Below are 20,745 nucleotides of genomic sequence, written 5' to 3'. Positions count from 1 at the left end.
GCCCGGCTTCGCGCGTCCCCGACCTGCAAACGCCCGCACCACCGCCCAGTAGAGGTCTGGACCATTTCGTGCTTCAATGACAAAGGGTCGCCGCCTGTAAGCGAAAGGTGAGCGAATGTCTGCCCGCTTCTTGCCGAGGGCACTGACCGCCCTGCTTCTGCTCATGAGCACCGTGCTAGTCCCGTCCACCGCACAGGCAGCCGACACCTGCGCCCTCAAACCCCGCCCGGCCGGCAAGGTCCTGCAGGGGTACTGGGAGAACTGGGACGGCGCCTCGAACGGGGTGCATCCGCCGTTCGGCTGGACGCCGATCACCGACAGCCGCATCAAGCAGCACGGCTACAACGTGATCAACGCTGCGTTCCCCGTCATCCGCTCCGACGGCACGGTGCTGTGGGAGGACGGCATGGACGCCGGCGTCAAGGTCGCCACGCCCGCCGAGATGTGTGCGGCGAAGGCGGCCGGGGCCACGATTCTGATGTCGATCGGTGGCGCTGCGGCGGGCATCGACCTGAGCTCCACGGCCGTGGCCAACCGGTTCGTGGCCACGGTTGTGCCGATCCTGAAGAAGTACAACTTCGACGGGATCGACATCGACATCGAGACCGGCCTGGTGGGCAGCGGCAACATCAGCCAGCTGTCCGCCTCGCAGGCCAACCTGATCCGCATCATCGACGGCGTGCTCGCCGCGATGCCGAGTGGGTTCGGGCTGACCATGGCGCCGGAGACCGCGTACGTGACGGGCGGCAGCATCGTGTACGGGTCGATCTGGGGCGCGTACCTGCCGATCATCAAGAAGTACGCGGACAACGGCCGTCTCTGGTGGCTGAACATGCAGTACTACAACGGTTCCATGTACGGCTGCGCGGGTGACAGCTACCAGGCCGGCACCGTGCAGGGCTTCGTCGCCCAGACGCAGTGCCTGAACAAGGGGCTGGTCGTGCAGGGCACCACGATCAAGGTGCCCTACGACAAGCAGGTGCCGGGGCTGCCCGCGCAGCCCGGCGCCGGTGGCGGTTACCTGGGCCCGTCGCTGGTCGGCCAGGCTTGGAACAGTTTCGGCGGGCAGCTCAAGGGGTTGATGACCTGGTCGATCAACTGGGACGGCTCGAAGAACTGGACCTTCGGCGACAAGGTGAAGTCGCTGCAGGGCCGCTAAGCAGGCTGCCAGAAGTTGTGTCCGTTACTCGCCTGACGGACGCCCGTTCGGCCTGATGGCGTCTGCAAGTACCGCCAACTCAACATCAACAGGCATTTTTCTACTACCAACAGGGCGGTTCTGGACGGAGGACACGGCGACGGTTCGTCGGGTGACGAACCGGTTGGGTGTAGTTGAGGGCGATTCGATCAAGAGTTGGTGGTACTTGCAGGCGCGCTCGGCATCAACGAGTCGTGAGGTTTCGGACAAGACTTCTGGTCAGGTGCTTAGAGCACCTTGGTGTTCTGCCCGGCGACGATCCGCCACGTTCCGTCCTCTTTGGACAGGACGTACAGCGGGGAACCCTCGGCCTCGTCGAGGTAGGTGCCGTCGGGTGCGATCCGGCGCTGGCGGATCTTCACGGCGGCCACGTCCGGCCGGATGAACAGCACGTGCGACACCTCGTAGGTGGCGAGCGCCTCCGCACCGGCGCCGGGCAGGACCTGGCGGGTGAAGGAGGCGATCTCGTCCCGTCCGAACAACCGCTTGCCGTGCGCGGTGGTCCAGATGGCGTCTTCGCGGAAGAGGTCGATGAACTCCTCGGGGAGTTCGTTCTGCTGGGCGTGCTGAACGGTGGAGACGAGCTTCTCGATCTCGGTGATGTCCTGTGTCATGGTCATGATCGTGGTACCTCGACCATGGTGGAGGTCAAGGGGTGTGCGCCACGCAACGATCTTCGGTAGCGTGGGGCTGATGGACCTTCCCGAGGAGTTCGTCACCCCGGACGGTGTGGTGCGCTGGGCGAGGCTCGGTGCGGGACCGCCGGTGGTTCTCCTGCACGGCACGCCGTTCAGCTCGGTCGTGTGGCGGGCGATCGCCGCGGACCTGGCCCGCGACCACGAAGTGTTCGTGTGGGACATGCTGGGCTACGGCCGTTCCGAGATGGGGCCGGAACAGGACGTCTCGCTGCGCGCGCAAGGGCGGATCTTCGCCGACCTGCTGGGGGAGTGGGGGCTTGCCCGGCCACACGTGGTGGCTCATGACTTCGGTGGCGCTGTTGCCTTGCGCGCACACCTGCTGCACGGTGCGGAATACGCCGCGCTCGCGTTGTTCGATCCGGTCGCGCTGGCGCCGTGGGGGTCGCCGTTCTTCAAGCTGGTGCAGGAGCATTCCGCTGTGCTGGAACGGTTGCCGGGCAACCTGCACACGGCGCTGGTGCTTGAGTACGTGAGTTCGGCCAGCAAGCCCGGGCTCGCTCCCGAGGCGCTCGACGAACTGGTGAGGCCGTGGACCGGTGCGGCCGGCCAGCCGGCGTTCTACCGGCAGATCGCGCAGAACGACCAGCGCTACACCGATGAGATCCAGCACCGGTACGGCGACATCGCGATCCCGGTGACCGTGTGCTGGGGTGCGGACGACGAGTGGATTCCGGCGGCCAAGGGCGAGGAGCTGGCCGCCGCGATCCCTGGTGCCGACCTGCACCTGGTGCCGGGCGCCGGCCATCTCGTGCAGCTGGACGCGCCCGGCCCGGTGCTGGACCTCGTGCGGACTTTTGCCGGCTCAACCGATCAGGTGCGCGGTGTGACCCGAGATTCGTAGGAATTCGGCTTGTACCAAGGGTTGTAGAAGCAACCCGTGCCGTACTTCCGGTCGTGGCTGGGACAGGAAGCCGCGATCAGGAAGGGGTTCGAGCGCTGACCCCACTTCTCCCACGCCGCAAGCGACTGCATCGCCGCGGCGTACTCCGAGTCGCTGAACGCGGAGTGCGTCGCCTCGGTCGTGAAGGTCTGCACGAGGTTGTACCAACGGCCGGCCTTGAGCACCGTGTCGCGGTACGCCGACTCGTGCTCCACGAACGCCGTCGGGTCACCGATCGCGTGCACCGACAGCACCGGGATGTCGATCTTGCCGGTGAGGTCGCTGTCGTAGGCCAGCTCCGCGCGGGCCGCCGGGTCCGCGGCGAAACGTTCGACACCGGCGTTCAGGGCGGCGTCGTCGTGTGAGCCCTGGTAGACGACGCCCGCGTTGCTCCACGGGTTTCGGTCGCCCAGGCGGTTGTGCACGATGTCGCGGAACGTGAACGTCGCGAAGTTCAGGTGCGAGTTCAGCGTTTCCTCGGGAATCCTGGTCACCGCGAGGATGTCGTTGAGCTTCTGCTGCTGCTCGGGCGTGCGGCTGCCCGCGACACCAAGGCATTCCTCGATCCGGGTGCGCAGCCCGGCTGTGGTCATCGTGGAACCGGGACGCAGGCCCTGCCACAGCGGGTACTGCACCTCGGACGGCCGCGGGTGGTTGCCGCAGTAGTACTGGTAGACCACGCGCAGGTCGACGCGGTAGTCGTACCCGCGCGAGCCGCCGGCCAGCACGCCGCTGGTGAGCAGCGCCGCGTCATAACCGTGGTACAGCTCGATGGTCTTGGCCGCGACGTTGCCGCCCCACGACTGCCCGTGTAGGTACACCTTGTGCGGCTTGAGCATCGCGCTGACCATCCTGCGCAGGTTGTCGGTGTCCTCGGCCGCCATCCGCGTGCCGTAACCACCGCGCCGGTACGAGGTGCCCGCCCACGCGTAGCCCTCCTTGACCATGACGGCCCAGCGGTTCAGGTCGTCACGCGTGCGCTCGGGTGTGGGGTCGCCCAGGTCGGGGCCGCCGTGCGAGTGCACGACGAGCGTCTTGTTCCACTTCTTCGGCACGGCGATCGTGTAGTACGCGCCGTTGGCGTCCCGGCCCTCGTAACAGGTGGTGCCGGCCGGGACGTTCTCCGGGCACGGTGCGGTCGGAGGCAGGTGCACCGGCGACGTGAGACTCGCGGTGAGCGCGAATGCCAGCAGAACGTTCATGGCGGGAATCGTGAGTCCACCTCGACTAGTGGTCCAGGTCACTCGCACAAACTTGGGATTTCCCTGACGTTACGATCGTGGGCGTGCGGTACCCAGCAGAGCCGTGGCACATGCGGGGATCCCTCGCGATCTCCTTGTTCCGGGTGCCACGACGGCACCTGCCGCAGGAGCACCTCCCGTCCGATGCGCGGATGATCACGTTGGCGGGCAACGCTTTGGTGGCCGTCGCGTTCGTGACGTACGAACCGGGCAGCGCGCTCACCTACGAGGAACTGCTCGTCGCCACGCCCGTGTGGGACCGGGGCGGGATCGCGGTGTCGGTGCCGCAGATCTGGGTCGACAGCGAGGCGTCCCGGGACGGCGGCCGGGAAATGTGGGGGATCCCGAAACACCTCGCCCGATTCGGTGAAGGCTCGTCGATCGCGGCCGTCGCGGTGACGAGCGGACTGGAGCTGCCGGGCCTCTGGAAGGCGAACGGCTGGACCGCGCAACGCCTGGACGGTCGCGACGTGCGCACGCGGATGCGCATGTCCGGGCGGGTCGGCCTGGCCAGGTCCGCGTGGATGTTCCCGGCAGGCGGCCCGCTGGGCTACCTGACGGGACGAACGCCGCTGGTCACTTTCACGATGAAGGACATGCGGCTGACGTTCGGTCAGGACCGGTAGCGGACGCTGTTCAGCACGTGCCGCGCCCACGCGTGGTCTGCCGGATCGTCGTGAACGCACGTCACGAGCAGAAGCTCACCGAACCGCGCGACGTGCCCGTAGAACTCGTGCTGCCCCGCCTCCGTCGTGAGCCACAGACCGTGCCGCAACTCGACCCCGTCGCGGACGAGAAACTGCTGGTCAGCCGGCACGGAGGGCGCGCCGTCCAAGGCCATCTCCAGCAACCGGGCGGCGGGAGTCCCCTGAGCGCGGCGGACGTCCAGGAACACCGTGCGGCCCGGACCCGCGAACCGCAGGCCGTCGTCGAGGAGGTGCGGCGTGAGGCCGGCGGTGCGCTCGATGCTCCACGTGCCGATCAGCTTCTGCCGGATCGAGACCGGTAGCTCCACCAGGAACGCGCTGAGCACGAAGGAGCGGTCCCAGGTCGTGCCGAGCAACGGGTGCGAGACGTATTCGGGCAGCTCATCAGGCTCGCGGACCTCGGCGACGACCGAAGCGCCGTGCAGGTCGTCCCACGGCTTGATGTCGTGTGCGAACGTGCCGGTCAGCCGCAGCGACGCGTACTCGGGGCCGCCCCAGACGGCCGCTGCCCGCCGCGCCTCGGCCGCGCTCACCCGCATCCACGCGCCGAACCACAGGTCCAGGTCGCCGGTCAGTTCCACGGGCAGCACGCACCGGGCGAACGCGGCGTCACCGGACAGCAGCACGTTGCCGCCGGCCAGGGGCTCGAACCCCTCCGCGCCCGGAGGCAGCCCGAGGTTCAGGTCGAGCGCACCGGACTCGTCGATCTCGGCGCCGCAGCAGTGGCAGGCCGTCATCCGATGTACCGGACGCTGTTCAGCACGTGCTGCGCCCACGCGCGGTCTGCCGGGTAGCGGTGCACGCAGCGCACGGAGAGCATCGTGCCGCGGCGGACCACGTGCCCGTGGAACACCTGTTCCTCGTGGCCGTCGATGACCTCGCTCAGCCAGAACGCGTGCCGCAGCTCGTCGCCGTCGTGCGTGACGGAGTGCTCGGCGCTCGCGGGGTAGCCGTCGAGCACCGCGCCCAGGAGGTCGCTCGGGCTGCCGCCGGTGCGGTCGGCGTAGACGTCGACGCTCACCTTGCGGCCTGGGCTCGAGAACCGGACGGTGAGGCCCTCGACCACGCAGCGCATGCCCTCGCTGCGTTCGATGGTCCAGACCTCGCCGAGCGTCTCGCGGACGGGGACCGGCAACGGCTGCCGGATGCGGCACAGCACCTCGTCGCGGTCCCACTCGCCGTTCAGCACGGGGTGCGAGGTGAAGTAGGGCAGCTCGTCCGCGTTGAGGACCGCGGCCTCGACCGGGATGCCGAGCAGATCCCACGGCCTGATGATGTTCGCGAACGTGCCGCACACGCGCAGATTCGCGTATTCCGCGTCGTTGTCCCACACGGCGTGCGCGTACATCGCGTCGACTTTGCTGATTTTCATCCACGCGCCGAACACGAGCTCGGTTCCGCCGGTCAGCCGAACCGGGAGCAGGCAACGGAGGTAGGAGTCGCCGTCCGGTCCGACGAGCAGCCCGCCTGTCGGGGCACCGAGCTGCTCGCCGGGCACGCCGATCAGTTGCTCCGGGCGGTTCAACCGGTAGTCGATGCGGTCCGTAGAAGAGATCTCGGCTCCGCAGCATCCGCATTGGACGGTCATGCGCCAGATGCTAGAGCTCGTCCTCGTTCAGCAGCCGTGAACGCACGAGAAAACGTAACCCCATTGGTGCTTCCAACGAGAAACCGCTCCCACGACCGGGTACGACGTCGATCGTGAGGTGCGTGTGGCTCCAGTACTCGAACTGCGCTACGGACATCCACACGGGAACGACGAACGCGTCCACCTCCAGATCCCCGAGGTGCACGTCGGACGAGCCGGTCCGGAACTCCCCGGCGGGGTAGCACATCGGGGCGGAGCCGTCGCAGCAGCCGCCGGACTGGTGGAACATCAGCTCGCCGTGGTCGCCCCGGAGGCGGCGGAGCACGTCCGCCGCCTCACTGGTCAGTGCGACGCGGGGCATCAGAAGAAGCCCTGGGCGTTCTGGGAGTAGCTGACGAGCAGGTTCTTGGTCTGCTGGTAGTGGTCGAGCATCACACGGTGGTTCTCGCGGCCGATGCCGGACTGCTTGTAGCCGCCGAACGCCGCGTGCGCCGGGTAGGCGTGGTAGTTGTTCACCCACACGCGGCCCGCCTGGATGTCACGGCCGGCGCGGTAGGCCACCGAACCGTCGCGGGACCACACGCCGGCGCCGAGGCCGTAGAGGGTGTCGTTGGCGGTCTTCATGGCGTCGTCGTACGAGTCGAACGACGTCACGGCGACGACCGGCCCGAAGATCTCCTCCTGGAAGATCCGCATCTTGTTGTCGCCCTCGAAGACCGTCGGCGTCACGTAGTAGCCGCCGGACAGCTCGCCGCCGAGGTCCGCGCGCTCGCCGCCGGTCAGCACCTTCGCGCCTTCCTGCTTGCCGATGTCGATGTACGACAGGATCTTCTCCAACTGGTCGTTGGACGCCTGCGCGCCGATCATCGTCGCGGTGTCGAGCGGGTGGCCCTGCTTCACGGCGCGCGTGCGTTCGAGGGCGTCACCGAGGAACTGGTCGTACATGGAGCTCTGGATCAACGCCCGCGACGGGCACGTGCACACCTCGCCCTGGTTCAGCGCGAACATCGTGAAACCTTCGAGAGCCTTGTCGTAGAAGGCATCCCGCTCGTTGGCGACGTCGGAGAAGAACACGTTCGGCGACTTGCCGCCGAGCTCCAGCGTCACCGGGATGATGTTCTCGCTGGCGTACTGCATGATCAACCGGCCGGTGGTGGTCTCGCCGGTGAACGCCACCTTCGCCACCCGGCGCGACGACGCGAGCGGCTTGCCCGCCTCGACGCCGAAACCGTTGACCACGTTGAGAACGCCCGGCGGGATCAGGTCCGCGATGAGCTCCATCAGCACGTGGATCGACGCCGGCGTCTGCTCGGCGGGCTTGAGCACCACCGCGTTGCCGGCGGCCAGCGCGGGCGCGAGCTTCCAGGTCGCCATGAGCAGCGGGAAGTTCCACGGGATGATCTGGCCGACGACCCCGAGCGGTTCCTGGAAGTGGTACGCGATCAGGTCTTCGTCGATCTGCGAGATACCGCCTTCCTGCGCGCGGATCACGCCCGCGAAGTAGCGGAAGTGGTCGACCGCGAGCGGCAGGTCGGCGGCCAGCGTCTCGCGGATCGGCTTGCCGTTCTCCCACGTCTCGGCGACGGCGAGCAGTTCGAGGTTGGCCTCGATCCGGTCGGCGATCCTGGTGAGCACGTTCGCGCGCTCGGCGACCGGCGTCTTGCCCCACGACCGCGCGGCGCCGTGCGCGGCGTCCAGGGCGCGCTCGACGTCGTCCGCGGTGCCGCGGGCGATCTCGGTGAAGTCCTCACCGGTGACCGGGGTGGGGTTGGCGAAGTACTGCCCCTGGGCGGGCGGCACGTACTCGCCTCCGATGAAGTGGTCGTACCGGTCGCGGTACGTCACCACACTGCCGGGTTGTCCTGGGGCCGCGTACTTCGCCATGGGCTTGCCTCCCGCATCGTTGCGAAACCGGTGGCGACGCTAGGTAGTGCGACGTTTCACGCACGTTGCATCCGAAAGGAGTAACGCGGGGGTCCAGAAGGCCAGTCATCCTGGGGAGGTGACGGACCTCGGCGAAGCGACGCGGCCGGTGATCGCCGAGTCGTGGCAACGGTCTCTCGCGGCGCGCGTCGATCCCGACCGTCACGAGGCGCCGGTCGTCTACGCGCCCGACGAGATCGCGGACCTGCGCGTCGCGCACCCGCTGGCGGCGACCGTGCCGCTGCTCAAGCACACCCTGTCGATGGACGACACGATCATGATCGTCACCGACACCGGTGGCCACGTCCTGTGGTGCGAGGGCGACAACGGGGTGCGGCACAACGCCGAACGCGTCCACCTCACCGAAGGCTCGCGCTGGAGCGAGGACGCCATCGGCACCAACGCGATGGGCACCGCACTCGCGACCGGCAAGCCCGTCACCGTGCACTCCCGCGAACACCTCGTGCGCACCTACCACGGCTGGACCTGCGCGGCGAGCCCGATCCGCGACCCGCACACGGGTCTGCTGCTGGGCGTCGTCGACGTCAGCGGGCCGTTGAGGACCATGCACCCGGCCGTCGCGCAGCTCGTGTCCGCCGCCGCACGACTGGCTGAGCACCACCTGCGGCAGTTCGCCCCACGCCGGCACGTGCTGACGTTGAACTTCCTCGGCGGCCTGCGCGCTGATCTCGACGGCCGGCCGATGGCGCTGACGTTGCGCAACGCGGAGGTCCTGACAGCACTCGCCCTGCACCCCAAGGGACTCACCGCCGAACAACTTGCATTGTTGCTCTATGGTGAGAGAGGGAACCAGACCACGGTCCGCGCGGAGCTGCATCGGCTGCGTGCGCAGCTCGGTGGTGTCCTGTTGACGAGGCCGTACCGGCTCGATGCCGTGGTGCGTGGCGACTTCCTGGACGTGCGGACGGCGTTGAGGTCCGGCGACGCGGGCAAGGCGACCCGGCACTACCACGGCGAGCTGCTGCCCCGTTCGGACGCACCGGTGATCCGCGAGGAGCGTCTGGACCTCGCCGCCGCGGTGCGCAGAGGCGTGCTGGAGCGGGGAGATCTCGACGCGCTGCTGTCGTTCGCGGACAGCGGCGAGGACGCCGAGGTGCTCGAACGGCTCCGGTTGCTCCTTCCGGCCGTGGATCCTCGTCACGCTCTTGTCTCCTCGCGCCTGCGAAGGGCGTTGGAATAGGCTTTCCCACAGGGGGAGGGCGAAGTGAAGCAGTGCATCAACTGCATGACCCGGTTGCCGCGCAAAGAGGTCGCCGAGGTCGCGTGGTGTGCTTTGTGCGCGCCGTGCCAGCAGGTTGTGTCCGATCAGATGAAGTTGCTGCACGACCGCCCCGGCGGCGCCCCGGTGCAGATCCACCAGTGCGGCTGGTGCGGTGTCGCGCGCTCGTGCGGCATCGGCTGGCGCACGAGGTGCCTGGTGTGCCTGGACGACAGGTCGGTGCCGGACCCGGCGGTGCAGAAGATCGCGCACCGGTTGGAGCTCGACGGCACCTGGCGGGAGAACTCGGAGCTCATCGCCGCACTGACGGTGAAGATCCGGCTCGCCAAGTACGTCCAGCCCGGCTGGACCGTGCTCGCCACCGACGTGCACGGGTTGCCCTGGACCGGGTTCCGGTGGCTGACGAGGTCGCACGGCACCTGGGGGAGCAACGACGAGACCGGTGAGGTGCAGCAGCTCAAGCACTCGCGAGGTGAGGCGAACCTGCTCTACCTGGTGCGGTACGGGAAAGTGCTCAAGTTCGGGCGGGGCAACGTCCACCGGGTCGGAGCGCACGTCGCGCAGGGCGCGGTGCCGGTGCTCGTGCTGTCGGGGCCGAGCCAGGAGGTCTCCGTCGCCAGGGACCGGTTGAAACGGCAGCACCGCAGCGAGATGGTGTCGCAGCGCACGCCGGTCGACCTCTTCGCGGTGCTGCCGAACGGCGTCGACGTCACCGACCAGTATCAGCGGAGCTGACGCGGGGTCCACATCGGACGCCGGTCCGCACTCCGGCCGCTTACGACCCACCGCGGTGCCCGCCGTTAGCCCGAACGGGTGAACAGTGGCCTGATTCGAGCCCTGCTCCCTCTAGTAGTTATTTCCGTCCCCGAGGGAGGTGTCACAAAACCATGGTCATCTTCGCCGCGCAATGAGGAAGACGCGTGGGGCGCCGCAGCCACGTGGTCGCTCACGGCAGCACGAGCAGGTGTTCGTGGTCGAGACACCGGAACGGCCGCGAGCCGAACCGCTGGAATGTGCAGGCGTGGCGCCCGCGAACCGTCGGCGGTCCGTGCCGCGGCCGCTGTCGAGGCGTCCTGCCGCCCACCGTCACGTCCCGGCGGGCGGCCGGACCTCACTGGATGCTGATCAGGCGGGTTATCGTTGTTGCGTCCGGTGAGGGGAGGTCCGCGTGCGAGTGCTCGCTGTTGTGCTGTTGTTGCTGCTCTCGGCCGCGCCCGCGCACGCCGCGACTGGCACGTACGTCCGCCTCGGGCACTTCTCGATGGACCAGGCGCGCGTCGACGCCACCCTCGACGGGGTCAAGCTCGGGACCCTCGACTACGCCGAGCTCTACGACTACCGGCGGGTCGAGCCGGGGGATCACATCGTCGAGTTCCGCACGGCCGGGGCCGATCCCGGCTCGCCGGTGCTGCGGTCCGTGCTCGCCAGGGCGGCGACCGGGAAGGCGTACACCGTCCTCGACATCGCGTCGTCGATGAAGGTGCTCGAGGACGACGTCAGCCTGCCGCCGAACGGGCAGGCGCGGCTGCGGGTGATCAACGCCGGTGACGCGGAGATGGACCTCCTGCGCGGCAGCGTGTTCGTGCACCGCAACGTGCAGGCGAACTCGACGACCGGGTACGTGGTGATGCTGCCCGGCAAGGATCCGCTGCAGGTGCTGCCCCGCGGCAAGGACTCCACGTCGCTCGACGTCGTGCTCGAACCCGGCGGGGTCTACTCGATGCTGGTGAGCGCGCGGCGGATCGAGCTGCGGACCGACGCCAAGGGGGCCGAGGTCGTGCCCGGTGGCGGGCAGGAGACCGGGTTCGGCGGCATGGCCGGAGGCTGGGACTGGCTGACCGCGCTGGTCATCGCGCTCATCGTCGGGGTCGCGATGTTCTCGGTGCGCGGCAGGCTGTTCCGGTTCGGCTGATGAGCAAGGGCAAGCTCGTGATGGGCGCGGTGATCATCGTCGCGCTGATCTACATCGTGAAGGATCCCGGCGCGGAGAAGGCGCCGGAACCGGTGACGGTGCTCATCCCGTCGATCGGCGTCGACACGTCGCTCGAGGCGTTGAAGGTGGACGGTGCCGGGGCGCTGGAACCGCCCAGCCGCGCGGACAAGGCCGGCTGGTTCGCCAAGGGGGTCGCGCCGGGCGACGCCGGGCCCGCGGTGATCGCGGGGCACGTCGACTCGAAGACCGGGCCGGGCGTGTTCTTCCGGCTGCCCGAGTTGCAGCCCGGCGCCGAGGTGCTGGTGGAGCGCAAGGACGGCAGCAAGCTCACGTTCGTCGTGAACCACACGTACTCGACGGAGAAGACCGCGTTCCCGACGGCCGCGGTGTACGCGCCGACGCCGTTGTCCGAGCTGCGGCTGGTGACGTGCGGCGGCGACTTCGACCGGGTCGCGGGCAGCTACCGCAACAACGTCATCGTGGAAGCCGTGCTGAAAGTCTGACGGTCCGGCCCGGCGAAATGTCGGGGGCCGGTCCGTGCCGCGTGACCCGCTACGCTTGCTCCATCTGCCGCCTTCCACGTTGACGCGGCAGGAGCAGTGCAAGTGTCCCGATCGGCGAAAGTCCTTGCCACGCTGGCTCTTCTCAGCGGTCTCACCCCGGTGGCGCAGGCGGCGCCCGCGTGCTGGCAGGAGTTCTGCGGCAAGTACCCACCAGCGCCTCAGACAGGTCAGTGGTCGTCCGCCCACGTCTCCTACGACACGGCCGGACGCCTGAAGTACGCCTCCGACTCGGCGCGCAACCGCGTGCCGGACTTCAGCTACGTCGGCTACCACCACGGCGAGAAGCCGCTGCCGGCCGTGCCCGACGTCGTCACGATCAGTCCGGTGTCCGGCGACAACACCGCGCACCTGCAGAAAGCGCTCGACCAGGTCGGCGCCCGCACGCCCGACGCGAACGGCCATCGCGGCGCGGTGAAGCTCGCGGCCGGCCGGTACGAGATCCGCGGCACCGTGCGGATCAGGCACAACGGTGTGGTGCTGCGCGGATCCGGTGATGCCACCACGTTGTTCGGCCGCGGCGACACCCCGCACCAGCGCACGATCGTGGTGCTGGGCAGCGACGCCAGGACCCCGTGGACGACCGGGGCGGCGACCGAGGTGACCACGCCGTTCGTGCAGGTCGGGTCGCTGAGTCTGGAGGTCGCGAACGTCACCGCGTTCCGGGTCGGCCAGGAGGTCGTCGTCCGGCACCCGTCGTCGCAGAAGTGGATCGACGCGGTCGGCGGTGGCGGCGTGGTGCAGGACGCCAGGTGGACGCCCGGATCCATGGACCTGCGCTGGGTGCGCTGGATCAGGGCGATCGACGGCCGCAGGCTCACGTTCGACGCGCCGATCTACAACCACCTCGACCGGTCGCTGACGACCTCCACAGTCGCGCCGGTGACCGCGCGGAACCTCGTCACCGAGTCTGGAGTTGAGAGTCTGCGCGTCGACATCGAGACCAAGGGCGGCGAGGACGAGAACCACGCGTGGAACGCCATCGGTGCGTTCGGCGCGGACAACAGTTGGGTGCGATCGGTCAAGACCCGCTACTTCGGTTACGCGGGCGTGGTCACCGAACGGTCCGTGCGCATCACCGTGCAGGACGCGCAAGCCACGGACCCGGTCGCGATCCGCACAGGTGGCCGCATGTACAACTTCGCCGCGAACGAGAACTCGCACCTCATCCTGTTCACTGGCCTGCACACGGCGAAGGCACGACACGCGTTCGTCAGCAACGGCGCGAACTCCGTGGCCGGCGTGGTGTGGCATCGGGCCACTGTGGACGGTGGTGACGCCGAGGCGCACCGGCGGTGGAGCCAGGGCCTGCTGTTCGACAACATCAGGGAGCTCAGCGGTGGCAACCAGGCCAAGCTGATCAACCGCGGCGACTACGGCACCTCGCACGGCTGGGGCGCCGCGCACTCGGTGATCTGGGACTACAACAAGGAAATCGTCGTCCAGAAGCCACCGACCGCGCAGAACTACGCCGTGTCCGACGAGGGCACGCGGCGCTCACAGGCGTACTTCCCCGGTCCGTGGGGCAGCATCGAGATCAAGACCGGCCCGCTGGTGCCGGAGTCGCTGTACGAGGCGCAGGTCGTCGACCGGCTCGGTGCCGGTCGGGTCAGTGCGACTCGCGGGTGACCTCGCTGCCGCTGGAGCCGACCAGGAAGTCCAGGTCGGCTCCGGTGTCGGCACCCAGCACGTGGTCGACGTAGAGCCGCTGCCACCCGCGTGCGGGCCGGGCGAACGCCTCGGTCATCTCCTGGCTGGGGGAGCGGTCCAGGAAGTCCGGTGCCTCGACGTCGATCCGCCGGTTCTCCACGTCCAGCACGATGACGTCACCGGTGCGGACGAGCCCGAGCGGCCCACCCGCCGCCGCCTCCGGTGCCACGTGCAACACGACCGTGCCGTACGCGGTGCCGCTCATGCGTCCGTCGCAGATCCGGACCATGTCGCGCACGCCCTGTTCCAGCAACTTCTTGGGCAACGGCATGTTCGACACCTCGGGCATGCCGGGATACCCGCGCGGCCCGCAGCCGCGCAGCACCAGCACGCTGTCGGCGTCGACATCGAGGTCCGGGTCGTCGATGCGAGCGTGGAAGTCCTCGATGCTGTCGAACACCACAGCCTTCCCGCGGTGCTGCAACAGGTTCGGTGACGCGGCGGCCGGTTTGATCAACGCACCGGACGGCGCCAGGTTGCCGCGCAGCACCGCGATCCCGCCCTCGGCGATGATCGGCTCGGTCCGGCTGCGGATGACCTCGGGATCCCAGATCGGCGCGTCGTCGAGGTGGTCGACGAGGGGAATTCCGGTGACGCTCAAGGCTTCGGGGTCGAGCAGGTCACGAACCTCCCGCAGCACGGCCAGCAACCCGCCCGCGCGGTGGAAGTCCTCCATCAGGAACCGGCCCGCCGGCTGCAGGTCGACCAGCAGCGGTACGCCGGAGCCGATGCGGTCGAAGTCGTCCAGCGTCAGGTCGATGCCGAGTCGGCCCGCGATGGCGAGCAGGTGCACCACGGCGTTCGTCGACCCGCCGATCGCGGCCAGCGCGACGATCGCGTTGTGGAAGTTGGCCTTCGTCAGGAACGTGCTGGGGCGCCGGTCCTTCTCGATCAGCTCGACGATCAGCCGTCCGGTGCCGTGCGAGGCCTCCAGCAGCCTGCTGTCCGGCGCGGGAGTGCCCGCCACGCCGGGGACGACGGTGCCGAGCGCCTCCGCGACCAGCGCCATCGTCGAGGCGGTGCCCATGGTGTTGCAGTGACCGCGGCTGCGGATCATCGCCGACTCGGAGCGCATGAACGCCTCCTGCGACAACGTGCCCGCGCGCACCTCCTCCGACAGCCGCCACACGTCCGTGCCGCAGCCGAGCGGAACGCCGCGGAACGTGCCGGTGAGCATCGGACCGCCGGGCACCACGACCGCGGGGATGTCGACGGACGCGGCGGCCATCAGCAGCGCGGGAATCGTCTTGTCGCACCCGCCGAGCAACACCACGCCGTCGACCGGGTTGGCGCGCAGCATCTCCTCGGTGGCCATCGCCGCCATGTTGCGCCACAGCATCGCGGTGGGCCGGACGTTGGTCTCACCCAGCGACACCACGGGGAGGTTGAGCGGGACGCCACCCGCCTCGTGCACGCCGTTCGACACCGACGCGGCGACCTCGTTCAGGTGCGCGTTGCACGGGGTGAGGTCGGACGCGCTGTTGGCGATGGCGATCTGCGGTTTGGCGAACGCGTCGGAGGGAGCGCCTCGGCGCATCCAGGCCCGGTGGATGTAGGCGTTGCGGTCCTGACCCGCGTACCAGTGCTCGCTGCGAAGTGTCACGGCGCCTCCTCGGACTTCGAGATCTTCGACCCTAGGCCATGACGACGTCATCTCCCGGCTGTCGAGGCACCACGGCTAGAGCGGCACCACGGCTAGAGCGGCAGGTCTGGTGGCAGCTGCAGGGCGATGGTGATCAGCGAGTGGACCCGGTTCGCGATCACGGTGAGCAGGCCGTGCATCTCGGGCGAGGCGGCGTCGGCGGCGGCCTGGAGCGTGCGCAGGTCGGTGTCGATCTGGCCGAGGACCGCGGCCGTGTCGGCGGGGCCCGCCGCGAACGCCCGCGCGATGTCTTCGAGCGGCAGGCCGTGGACCTCCAGGCGTTGCACGAGGTGGATGCGCTCGACGTCGTCGGAGCGGTAGAGGCGGTAGTTGCCCGCGGTGCGCTGGGCGGGGCTGATCAGGCCCAGCGTCGTGTAGTAGTCGACCGTGCGGATGCTGACGCCGGCGCGGGCGGCGAGTTCGCCGATCTTGAGCAATGAGTCGGACAAATCAGGCACCTCCCGTCTCCAGAACCGTACAGTGCTACGTGCTACTGTTGGAGTATGCCTGATGAAGCCGACATAGACGGCTGTAGTACGTGGCCGGGTGCGTCTTGTTGATCGCGTCCGGCTTGCTCGCCATCGTGGTGCTGACTGTCGCCACGGGCTATTTCGTTGCTCAGGAGTTCGCGTACATGGCGGTCGATCGCGGCCGTCTGCAGCAGCTGGCGGAGGCCGGGTCCAAGGCCGCCGACCGCGCGTACCGCGTGACTCAGAAGCTCTCCTTCATGCTGTCCGGTGCCCAGTTCGGCATCACGCTGACGGCGCTGCTCGTGGGTTACGTGGCCGAGCCGCTGCTCGGTGCCGGCCTGGGCGTGCCGGGCTCCATGGTGATCGCGCTGGCCTTCGCGACCTTCGTGCAGATGGTGCTCGGTGAGCTGCTGCCGAAGAACCTCGCGATCGCGCGGCCCGAACAGCTGGCGCTGGCGTTGAGCGCGTCGACCCTGGTGTACCTGAAGATCGCGGGTCCGGTGATCCGGCTGTTCGACGCGGCCGCGAACCGGTTGCTGCGCGCGATCGGCATCGAGCCCGTCGAGGAACTGCCTCAGGGCGCGACGCCGGAGGACTTCAGGCAGATCGTGGAGGACGCGGGGGAGCGGGGACACCTCGACCCCGAGCTGACCCGGCTGCTGGAGCACGGCATCGGCTTCCGCGAACTGGTCGCGGAACAGGCGATGACCCCGCGGGTGAACGTCCACACGGTACGGTTCGACGAGCCCGCCGCGCGCGTGATCTCCTTGCTGGACACCGGGAACTCGCGTTTTCCCGTGGTCGGTGACGATCGCGACGACCTGCGTGGCGTCGTTGGGCTGGCCGAGGTGCTGACCCTGGCGCCGGAGGACCGTGCCTCGACCGGGATCGAGAAGATCGCCTCGCCCGCGCTGGTGGTGCCGAGCACGTTGCCGCTGCCCGCGGTGCTCGAACGGTTGCGTGCCGAACGCCGTCAGCTCGCCTGCGTGGTCGACGAGTTCGGCGGGTTCGCCGGCGTGGTCTCGCTGGAGGACCTGGCGGAGGAACTGGTAGGCGAGATCCACGACGAGGACGACCAGGTCGCCGAGATGATCGAGAAGGTCGGCGACGACTGGCGCGTGCCCGGCCGCATGAGGCTGGACGAGGTCGAGGACGTCACCGGTGTGGAACTGCCCGCCGACGACGCGTACGACACCGTGTCCGGCCTCGTGCTGCACCAGCTGGGCCGGGTGGCCGAGGCCGGCGACGAGATCGAGATGGGCGGCGTGAAGCTCGTGGTCACCACCGTCGCGCGCAACGTTCCCGGAATGGTGGTGCTGTCCCGATGAGCATCGCGATCTCCGTTGTCCTGCTGGCGTTGAACGGCTTCTTCGTGGCCGCCGAGTTCGCGTTGATCGCGGCCAAGCGGCACCGGCTGGAGCAGGCCGCCGAAACCTCACGGGCGGCGCGCGCCGCCGTGGCCGGTGTCCGCGAGCTGTCGCTGATGCTCGCGGGTGCCCAGCTCGGCATCACGCTGTGCACGCTGGGTCTCGGCGCGCTGGCCAAGCCGGCCGTCGCGGACCTGCTGGAACCGGCGCTGCGGTGGACCGGTCTGCCGGAGGCGTTCGCGTACGGCATCGCTTTCGCGATCAGCCTGGTGCTGGTGGTGTTCCTGCACATGGTCGTCGGCGAGATGGCACCGAAGTCGTGGGCCATCGCGCACCCCGAGCGGTCCGCGCTGATCCTGGCACTGCCGTTCCGCGCGTTCGCCCGCTCGGTCCGCTGGCTCCTCAGTGGATTGAACGCGGTGTCGAACGGCCTGTTGCGCCTGATGAAGGTCGAGCCGCAGGACGAGCTGGCGCAGGCGCACCGGCCGGACGACCTGCGGATGCTGCTGCGGCAGTCCGCGGAACACGGCCTGATCCCCGAGGGCCAGCAACGGTTGCTGACCCGGATGTTGCAGGTCCAGCGCACGACCGTGCGGGAGGTGATGGTGCCGATCGATCGGGTTTCCACCGTCACCGAGCACACCACCGCGCGGGCGATCGAGCGGCGCAGCCTCCAGTGTGGACGGTCGCGCTTCCCTGTCACCGACCTGCGCGGCGCCTATGTCGGACTGGTGCACATCCGCGAGGCCATGCGGGCCACGGCACGCGGCGAGGACCCGAAGGCACGCGGGCTGATGGGCCCGGTGCTGACGCTGCCGGCGTCGCTGCCGGTGGCGCGGGCCGTGACCGAGATGCGGGACGCACGTGCCCAGCTCGCGTTGGTCGAAGACGGCGAAGTTGTTGGTATCGCGGCACTTGAAGACCTCCTCGAAGAGCTGATCGGCGACTTCGAGGACGAAACCGACACCCGTCCGGTCGGCGTCCGCTGACCGGAGTTTCCCAGGGAGGAAACGCAACATGTTCAAGCGGATGCTCAGCGCCTTCGGCGTCGGCGGCCCGTCGGTCGACACCGTGCTGGACTCGCCGCACGCCACGCCCGGCCAGCTCGTCACCGGGCAGGTGCGCATCCAGGGTGGCAGCGCGGACGCCGAGATCGGCCAGGTCGTGCTGTCGCTCGTCACCCGCGTCGAGGTCGAGCACGGTGACCACGAGTACGGCGGTGTCTCCGAGTTCCTGCGGGTCGTCGTGCAGCAGGGCGTGCGGGTCGGGGCCGGCCAGCTGGTCGCGATCCCGTTCCAGCTGCCGATCCCGTGGGAGACCCCGATCACGGCGGTCGGCGGCGGCCAGCTGCCCGGCATGACCGTGGGTGTGCGGACCGAGCTCGTGATCGCGGGTGCGCCGGACAAGGGCGACCTCGACCCGGTGCTGGTCCACCCGCTGCCCTCGCAGGACGCGGTGCTGAACGCGTTCGGGCAGCTCGGGTTCTCGTTCCGCAGCGCCGACGTCGAGGCGGGGCGCCTGCACGGCGTGCCGCAGGAGCTCGGCTTCTACCAGGAGATCGAGTTCTTCCCGCCCGCGCAGTTCGCGGGCCGGATCCAGCAGGTGGAGCTGACGTTCGTCGCGTCACCGCACGAGCTGTTCGTGATCCTGGAAGCCGACAAGCGCGGCGGGATGTTCTCGTCGGGCGGTGACGCGTTCGGCCACTTCCGACTGTCGCACCAGGAGGCTCAGGCGGCCGACTGGGCGACTTCCATCAACGGCTGGCTGGCGCAGGTGGCGGAGCGCGGTGGCGCCATGTACGGCTACGACCAGCACGGACACCACGGCGGCCACACCGGTGGTCACCACGGCCGCGGCGGTATGGGCATGGGCACCGTCGTCGCGGCCGGTGCCGCGGGTGTCGTGGGCGGCATGGTGGTCGGCGAGATGATGGACGACGCGTTCGAGGACTTCGGCGACTTCGGCGGCGAGTGAACGGCTGAGGTTCGGACTTCCTCCATCGGGGTAACCGCGTCGTGCGTCAAGCAGTCGGCGTTGTTGCCCCGGTGGATGGAGGACGGTGACGACGTTGAAGACGCTTGTGCTCGACTACGCACTGCGAGTCACGAGAGAGCTCGGCTTGAGCGGTGAATCGTCATGTGTGGACCGCGACAAGCCGCTGCGGGTCTACATCGCGGTGGACGGCAGGCTGCCCGGCTACCCCGAGTGCCTGGTGGCGCTGCTGTGGACCGAGCGCCGCGGATGGGCGATCGCGGTCGAGGAACCCGGTGGCGCCGAACTGACCGTGGTGGCGCAGCTGGGCGGGGCGGTGGAACCGCCGCCGCGCACGGTGGCGCGCTGGGTCCGCAGGCTGCTGACAGACCAGTGGCCGGCCCACGAAGCGGACCGGCCACTGGCACGCAGGGTGGGTTAACCGACCGCCACCGGCTCCCGCTTCTCCTGCTCGGCAGGGGACAGCTGGTCGAGCGCGGTGCCCTCGACGTCGAGCTCCGGCAGCCACCGCAGCCACTTCGGCAGCCACCAGGCGCGCTCACCGATCAGGGCCAGCGCGGCCGGCACCAGCACCATGCGGACCACGAAGGCGTCCACGAAGATGCCGGCGGCCAGGGCGAACGCGATCGACTTCACGGTCGCCTCGCCCGCGGGGACGAAGCCGGCGAACACCGAGAACATGATCAGCGCGGCGGCCACGACGACCGGGGCGGCCTGGCGGAAGCCCGTGGTGATGGCCTCGATCGGCTTGGCACCGCGGTGGTGCGCCTCGTGCATCCGGGACACCAGGAAGATCTGGTAGTCCATGGCGAGGCCGAACAGGATGCCGATCACCAGGATCGGCGTGAGGCTGATCAGCGGGCCGGTGCTGTCGAGGTTGACCGCGCCGGCGAGCCAGCCCCACTGGAACACCGCCACCGTGGCGCCGAGGGAGGCGCCGATGGTCAGCAGGAAGCCGAGCACGCCCACCAGCGGCACCAGCAGCGAGCGGAACACCAGGATCAGCAGGACGAGCGCCAGGCCGACGACGACCGCGAGGTAGATCGGCAGTGCGCGGTCCAGCGACGTGGCCACGTCGACGCTCACCGCGGTGGCGCCGGTGACGTACGCCTTGCCACCGTCCAGGTTGGCCAGTTCGGCGCGCAGGTCGGCCACGAGCTGTTCGGTGGCAACGCTGTCCGGGCCGGACTTGGGGATCACGGTGACCATCGCGGCGCTGCCGTCCGGGCTCGGCCTGGCCGGGGTCACCAGGGCGACGTCGGACATCTTCGCGATCGGCTCGGCGGCCTTGGTGGCCGTCGCGGCGGCGCCGTTGCCCTCGACCAGCACGATGATCGGGCCGTTGAAGCCCTCGCCGAAGCCCTGCGCGAGGATCTGGTCGGCGCGCTCCTGGGTGGAGTTCGCCGGCGGCTTCTGGATCAGCGTGGTGTCCATGGACGCCACCGGGATGGCGACGATGCCCAGTGCCACGACCGACAGCAGCAGCGCGACGACGCGGTTGCGGGTGACCGCACCGGCCCACCCGCGGATGACGCCGCGGTCCTTCGGCTCCACGTCGGTGGCGGCGCGTTCCTTGCGGGTCAGCACCCGGCGGCC

Annotated in this window: 21 protein-coding genes; 12 read left to right on the top strand and 9 right to left on the bottom strand. The window is 69.1% G+C overall.

The genetic code is table 11. The features are described 5' to 3' along the window. Positions 1-115: 115 nt before the first annotated feature. Positions 116-1,159 (top strand): chitinase, encoded by a 1,044-nt coding sequence (locus tag B0F77_RS24290; RefSeq protein WP_086665282.1) that lies wholly within the window; start codon positions 116-118, stop codon positions 1,157-1,159. 266 nt (positions 1,160-1,425) lie between these two features. Here B0F77_RS24290 and B0F77_RS24285 read toward each other — a convergent pair whose 3' ends face one another. Continuing rightward, entirely contained in the window at positions 1,426-1,818 is a 393-nt protein-coding gene (locus tag B0F77_RS24285) for an SgcJ/EcaC family oxidoreductase (protein ID WP_086665281.1), read from the bottom strand. Between the two features lie 73 nt (positions 1,819-1,891). Here B0F77_RS24285 and B0F77_RS24280 point away from each other — a divergent pair, with 73 nt between their 5' ends. Next, positions 1,892-2,737, top strand: a complete 846-nt coding sequence (locus B0F77_RS24280) for an alpha/beta fold hydrolase (RefSeq protein ID WP_086665286.1) — start codon at positions 1,892-1,894, stop codon at positions 2,735-2,737. Here the strand turns inward: B0F77_RS24280 and B0F77_RS24275 are convergent. Further along, the gene (locus B0F77_RS24275; protein ID WP_086665280.1) at positions 2,707-3,978 is read right to left on the bottom strand and encodes an alpha/beta hydrolase family protein; all 1,272 of its coding nucleotides are present in this window, start codon (positions 3,976-3,978) and stop codon (positions 2,707-2,709) included. The two genes, B0F77_RS24280 and B0F77_RS24275, sit on opposite strands and share 31 nt — an antisense overlap. An 83-nt stretch (positions 3,979-4,061) precedes the next feature. Between B0F77_RS24275 and B0F77_RS24270 the strand changes: the two genes are divergently transcribed. Further along, positions 4,062-4,643 carry an acetoacetate decarboxylase family protein gene (locus B0F77_RS24270; RefSeq protein WP_143466878.1) on the top strand — a complete coding sequence of 194 codons (582 nt, stop codon included), beginning with the start codon at positions 4,062-4,064 and terminating at the stop codon, positions 4,641-4,643. Here the strand turns inward: B0F77_RS24270 and B0F77_RS24265 are convergent. From B0F77_RS24265 to exaC, 4 genes are read right to left on the bottom strand one after another with little or no spacing between them, the layout of a single operon-like run. After that, entirely contained in the window at positions 4,631-5,461 is an 831-nt protein-coding gene (locus B0F77_RS24265; protein ID WP_086665278.1) for a hypothetical protein, read from the bottom strand. The two genes, B0F77_RS24270 and B0F77_RS24265, sit on opposite strands and share 13 nt — an antisense overlap. Further along, complete coding sequence (locus tag B0F77_RS24260) at positions 5,458-6,312, bottom strand: hypothetical protein (protein ID WP_086665277.1); 855 nt, start codon at positions 6,310-6,312, stop codon at positions 5,458-5,460. Before B0F77_RS24260 ends, B0F77_RS24265 begins: the two co-directional genes overlap by 4 nt. 10 nt (positions 6,313-6,322) lie before the next feature. Beyond that, positions 6,323-6,673 (bottom strand): DUF779 domain-containing protein, encoded by a 351-nt coding sequence (locus B0F77_RS24255; RefSeq protein WP_086665276.1) that lies wholly within the window; start codon positions 6,671-6,673, stop codon positions 6,323-6,325. Continuing rightward, a complete protein-coding gene (gene exaC / locus B0F77_RS24250; protein WP_086665275.1) occupies positions 6,673-8,196 on the bottom strand; it encodes an acetaldehyde dehydrogenase ExaC in 1,524 nt (507 codons plus the stop codon). Before exaC ends, B0F77_RS24255 begins: the two co-directional genes overlap by 1 nt. Before the next feature lie 118 nt (positions 8,197-8,314). On the opposite strand from exaC, the gene B0F77_RS24245 reads away from it, so the two are divergent. The 5 genes from B0F77_RS24245 (at position 8,315) to B0F77_RS24225 (ending at position 13,597) form a co-directional block, all read left to right on the top strand. Then, on the top strand, positions 8,315-9,436 hold the full coding sequence (locus B0F77_RS24245) for a GAF domain-containing protein (protein WP_086665274.1): 1,122 nt from the start codon (positions 8,315-8,317) through the stop codon (positions 9,434-9,436). 24 nt (positions 9,437-9,460) lie between these two features. Continuing rightward, positions 9,461-10,210 carry a hypothetical protein gene (locus tag B0F77_RS24240; protein ID WP_086665273.1) on the top strand — a complete coding sequence of 250 codons (750 nt, stop codon included), beginning with the start codon at positions 9,461-9,463 and terminating at the stop codon, positions 10,208-10,210. Positions 10,211-10,643: 433 nt separating this feature from the next. Further along, the gene (locus B0F77_RS24235; protein ID WP_143466877.1) at positions 10,644-11,387 is read left to right on the top strand and encodes a DUF4397 domain-containing protein; all 744 of its coding nucleotides are present in this window, start codon (positions 10,644-10,646) and stop codon (positions 11,385-11,387) included. Next, a complete protein-coding gene (locus tag B0F77_RS24230) occupies positions 11,387-11,911 on the top strand; it encodes a class F sortase (RefSeq protein ID WP_245848590.1) in 525 nt (174 codons plus the stop codon). The genes B0F77_RS24235 and B0F77_RS24230 overlap by 1 nt, the downstream gene beginning before the upstream one ends. A gap of 102 nt (positions 11,912-12,013) precedes the next feature. Then, the gene (locus B0F77_RS24225; RefSeq protein ID WP_086665271.1) at positions 12,014-13,597 is read left to right on the top strand and encodes a hypothetical protein; all 1,584 of its coding nucleotides are present in this window, start codon (positions 12,014-12,016) and stop codon (positions 13,595-13,597) included. Here the strand turns inward: B0F77_RS24225 and B0F77_RS24220 are convergent. Together B0F77_RS24220 and B0F77_RS24215 are read right to left on the bottom strand one after the other, a co-directional pair. Next, entirely contained in the window at positions 13,578-15,332 is a 1,755-nt protein-coding gene (locus B0F77_RS24220) for a dihydroxy-acid dehydratase (RefSeq protein WP_211293979.1), read from the bottom strand. The two genes, B0F77_RS24225 and B0F77_RS24220, sit on opposite strands and share 20 nt — an antisense overlap. Positions 15,333-15,373: 41 nt before the next feature. Beyond that, positions 15,374-15,778, bottom strand: a complete 405-nt coding sequence (locus B0F77_RS24215) for a helix-turn-helix domain-containing protein (RefSeq protein WP_245848589.1) — start codon at positions 15,776-15,778, stop codon at positions 15,374-15,376. A gap of 98 nt (positions 15,779-15,876) precedes the next feature. Here B0F77_RS24215 and B0F77_RS24210 point away from each other — a divergent pair, with 98 nt between their 5' ends. The 4 genes from B0F77_RS24210 to B0F77_RS24195 all read left to right on the top strand — a co-directional run bounded on the left by B0F77_RS24210 (position 15,877) and on the right by B0F77_RS24195 (position 19,570). Next, positions 15,877-17,118, top strand: a complete 1,242-nt coding sequence (locus tag B0F77_RS24210; RefSeq protein ID WP_245848588.1) for a hemolysin family protein — start codon at positions 15,877-15,879, stop codon at positions 17,116-17,118. Further along, on the top strand, positions 17,115-18,146 hold the full coding sequence (locus tag B0F77_RS24205; protein WP_086665268.1) for a hemolysin family protein: 1,032 nt from the start codon (positions 17,115-17,117) through the stop codon (positions 18,144-18,146). The genes B0F77_RS24210 and B0F77_RS24205 overlap by 4 nt, the downstream gene beginning before the upstream one ends. Positions 18,147-18,174: 28 nt before the next feature. Next, a complete protein-coding gene (locus tag B0F77_RS24200; RefSeq protein WP_086665267.1) occupies positions 18,175-19,131 on the top strand; it encodes a sporulation protein in 957 nt (318 codons plus the stop codon). Between the two features lie 85 nt (positions 19,132-19,216). Then, a complete protein-coding gene (locus B0F77_RS24195; RefSeq protein ID WP_086665266.1) occupies positions 19,217-19,570 on the top strand; it encodes a DUF6292 family protein in 354 nt (117 codons plus the stop codon). Here B0F77_RS24195 and B0F77_RS24190 read toward each other — a convergent pair. Continuing rightward, positions 19,567-20,745, bottom strand: a 1,179-nt coding sequence (locus tag B0F77_RS24190; protein ID WP_158102807.1) for an MMPL family transporter, incomplete at its 5' end; no start/stop codon positions are given. The two genes, B0F77_RS24195 and B0F77_RS24190, sit on opposite strands and share 4 nt — an antisense overlap.

It is taken from the genome of Lentzea kentuckyensis, assembly GCF_002150765.1.
Taxonomy (GTDB): domain Bacteria; phylum Actinomycetota; class Actinomycetes; order Mycobacteriales; family Pseudonocardiaceae; genus Lentzea; species Lentzea kentuckyensis.
The sequence above is the reverse complement of the archived record's forward strand: the minus strand, read 5'-3'. Positions and strand labels throughout refer to the sequence as shown.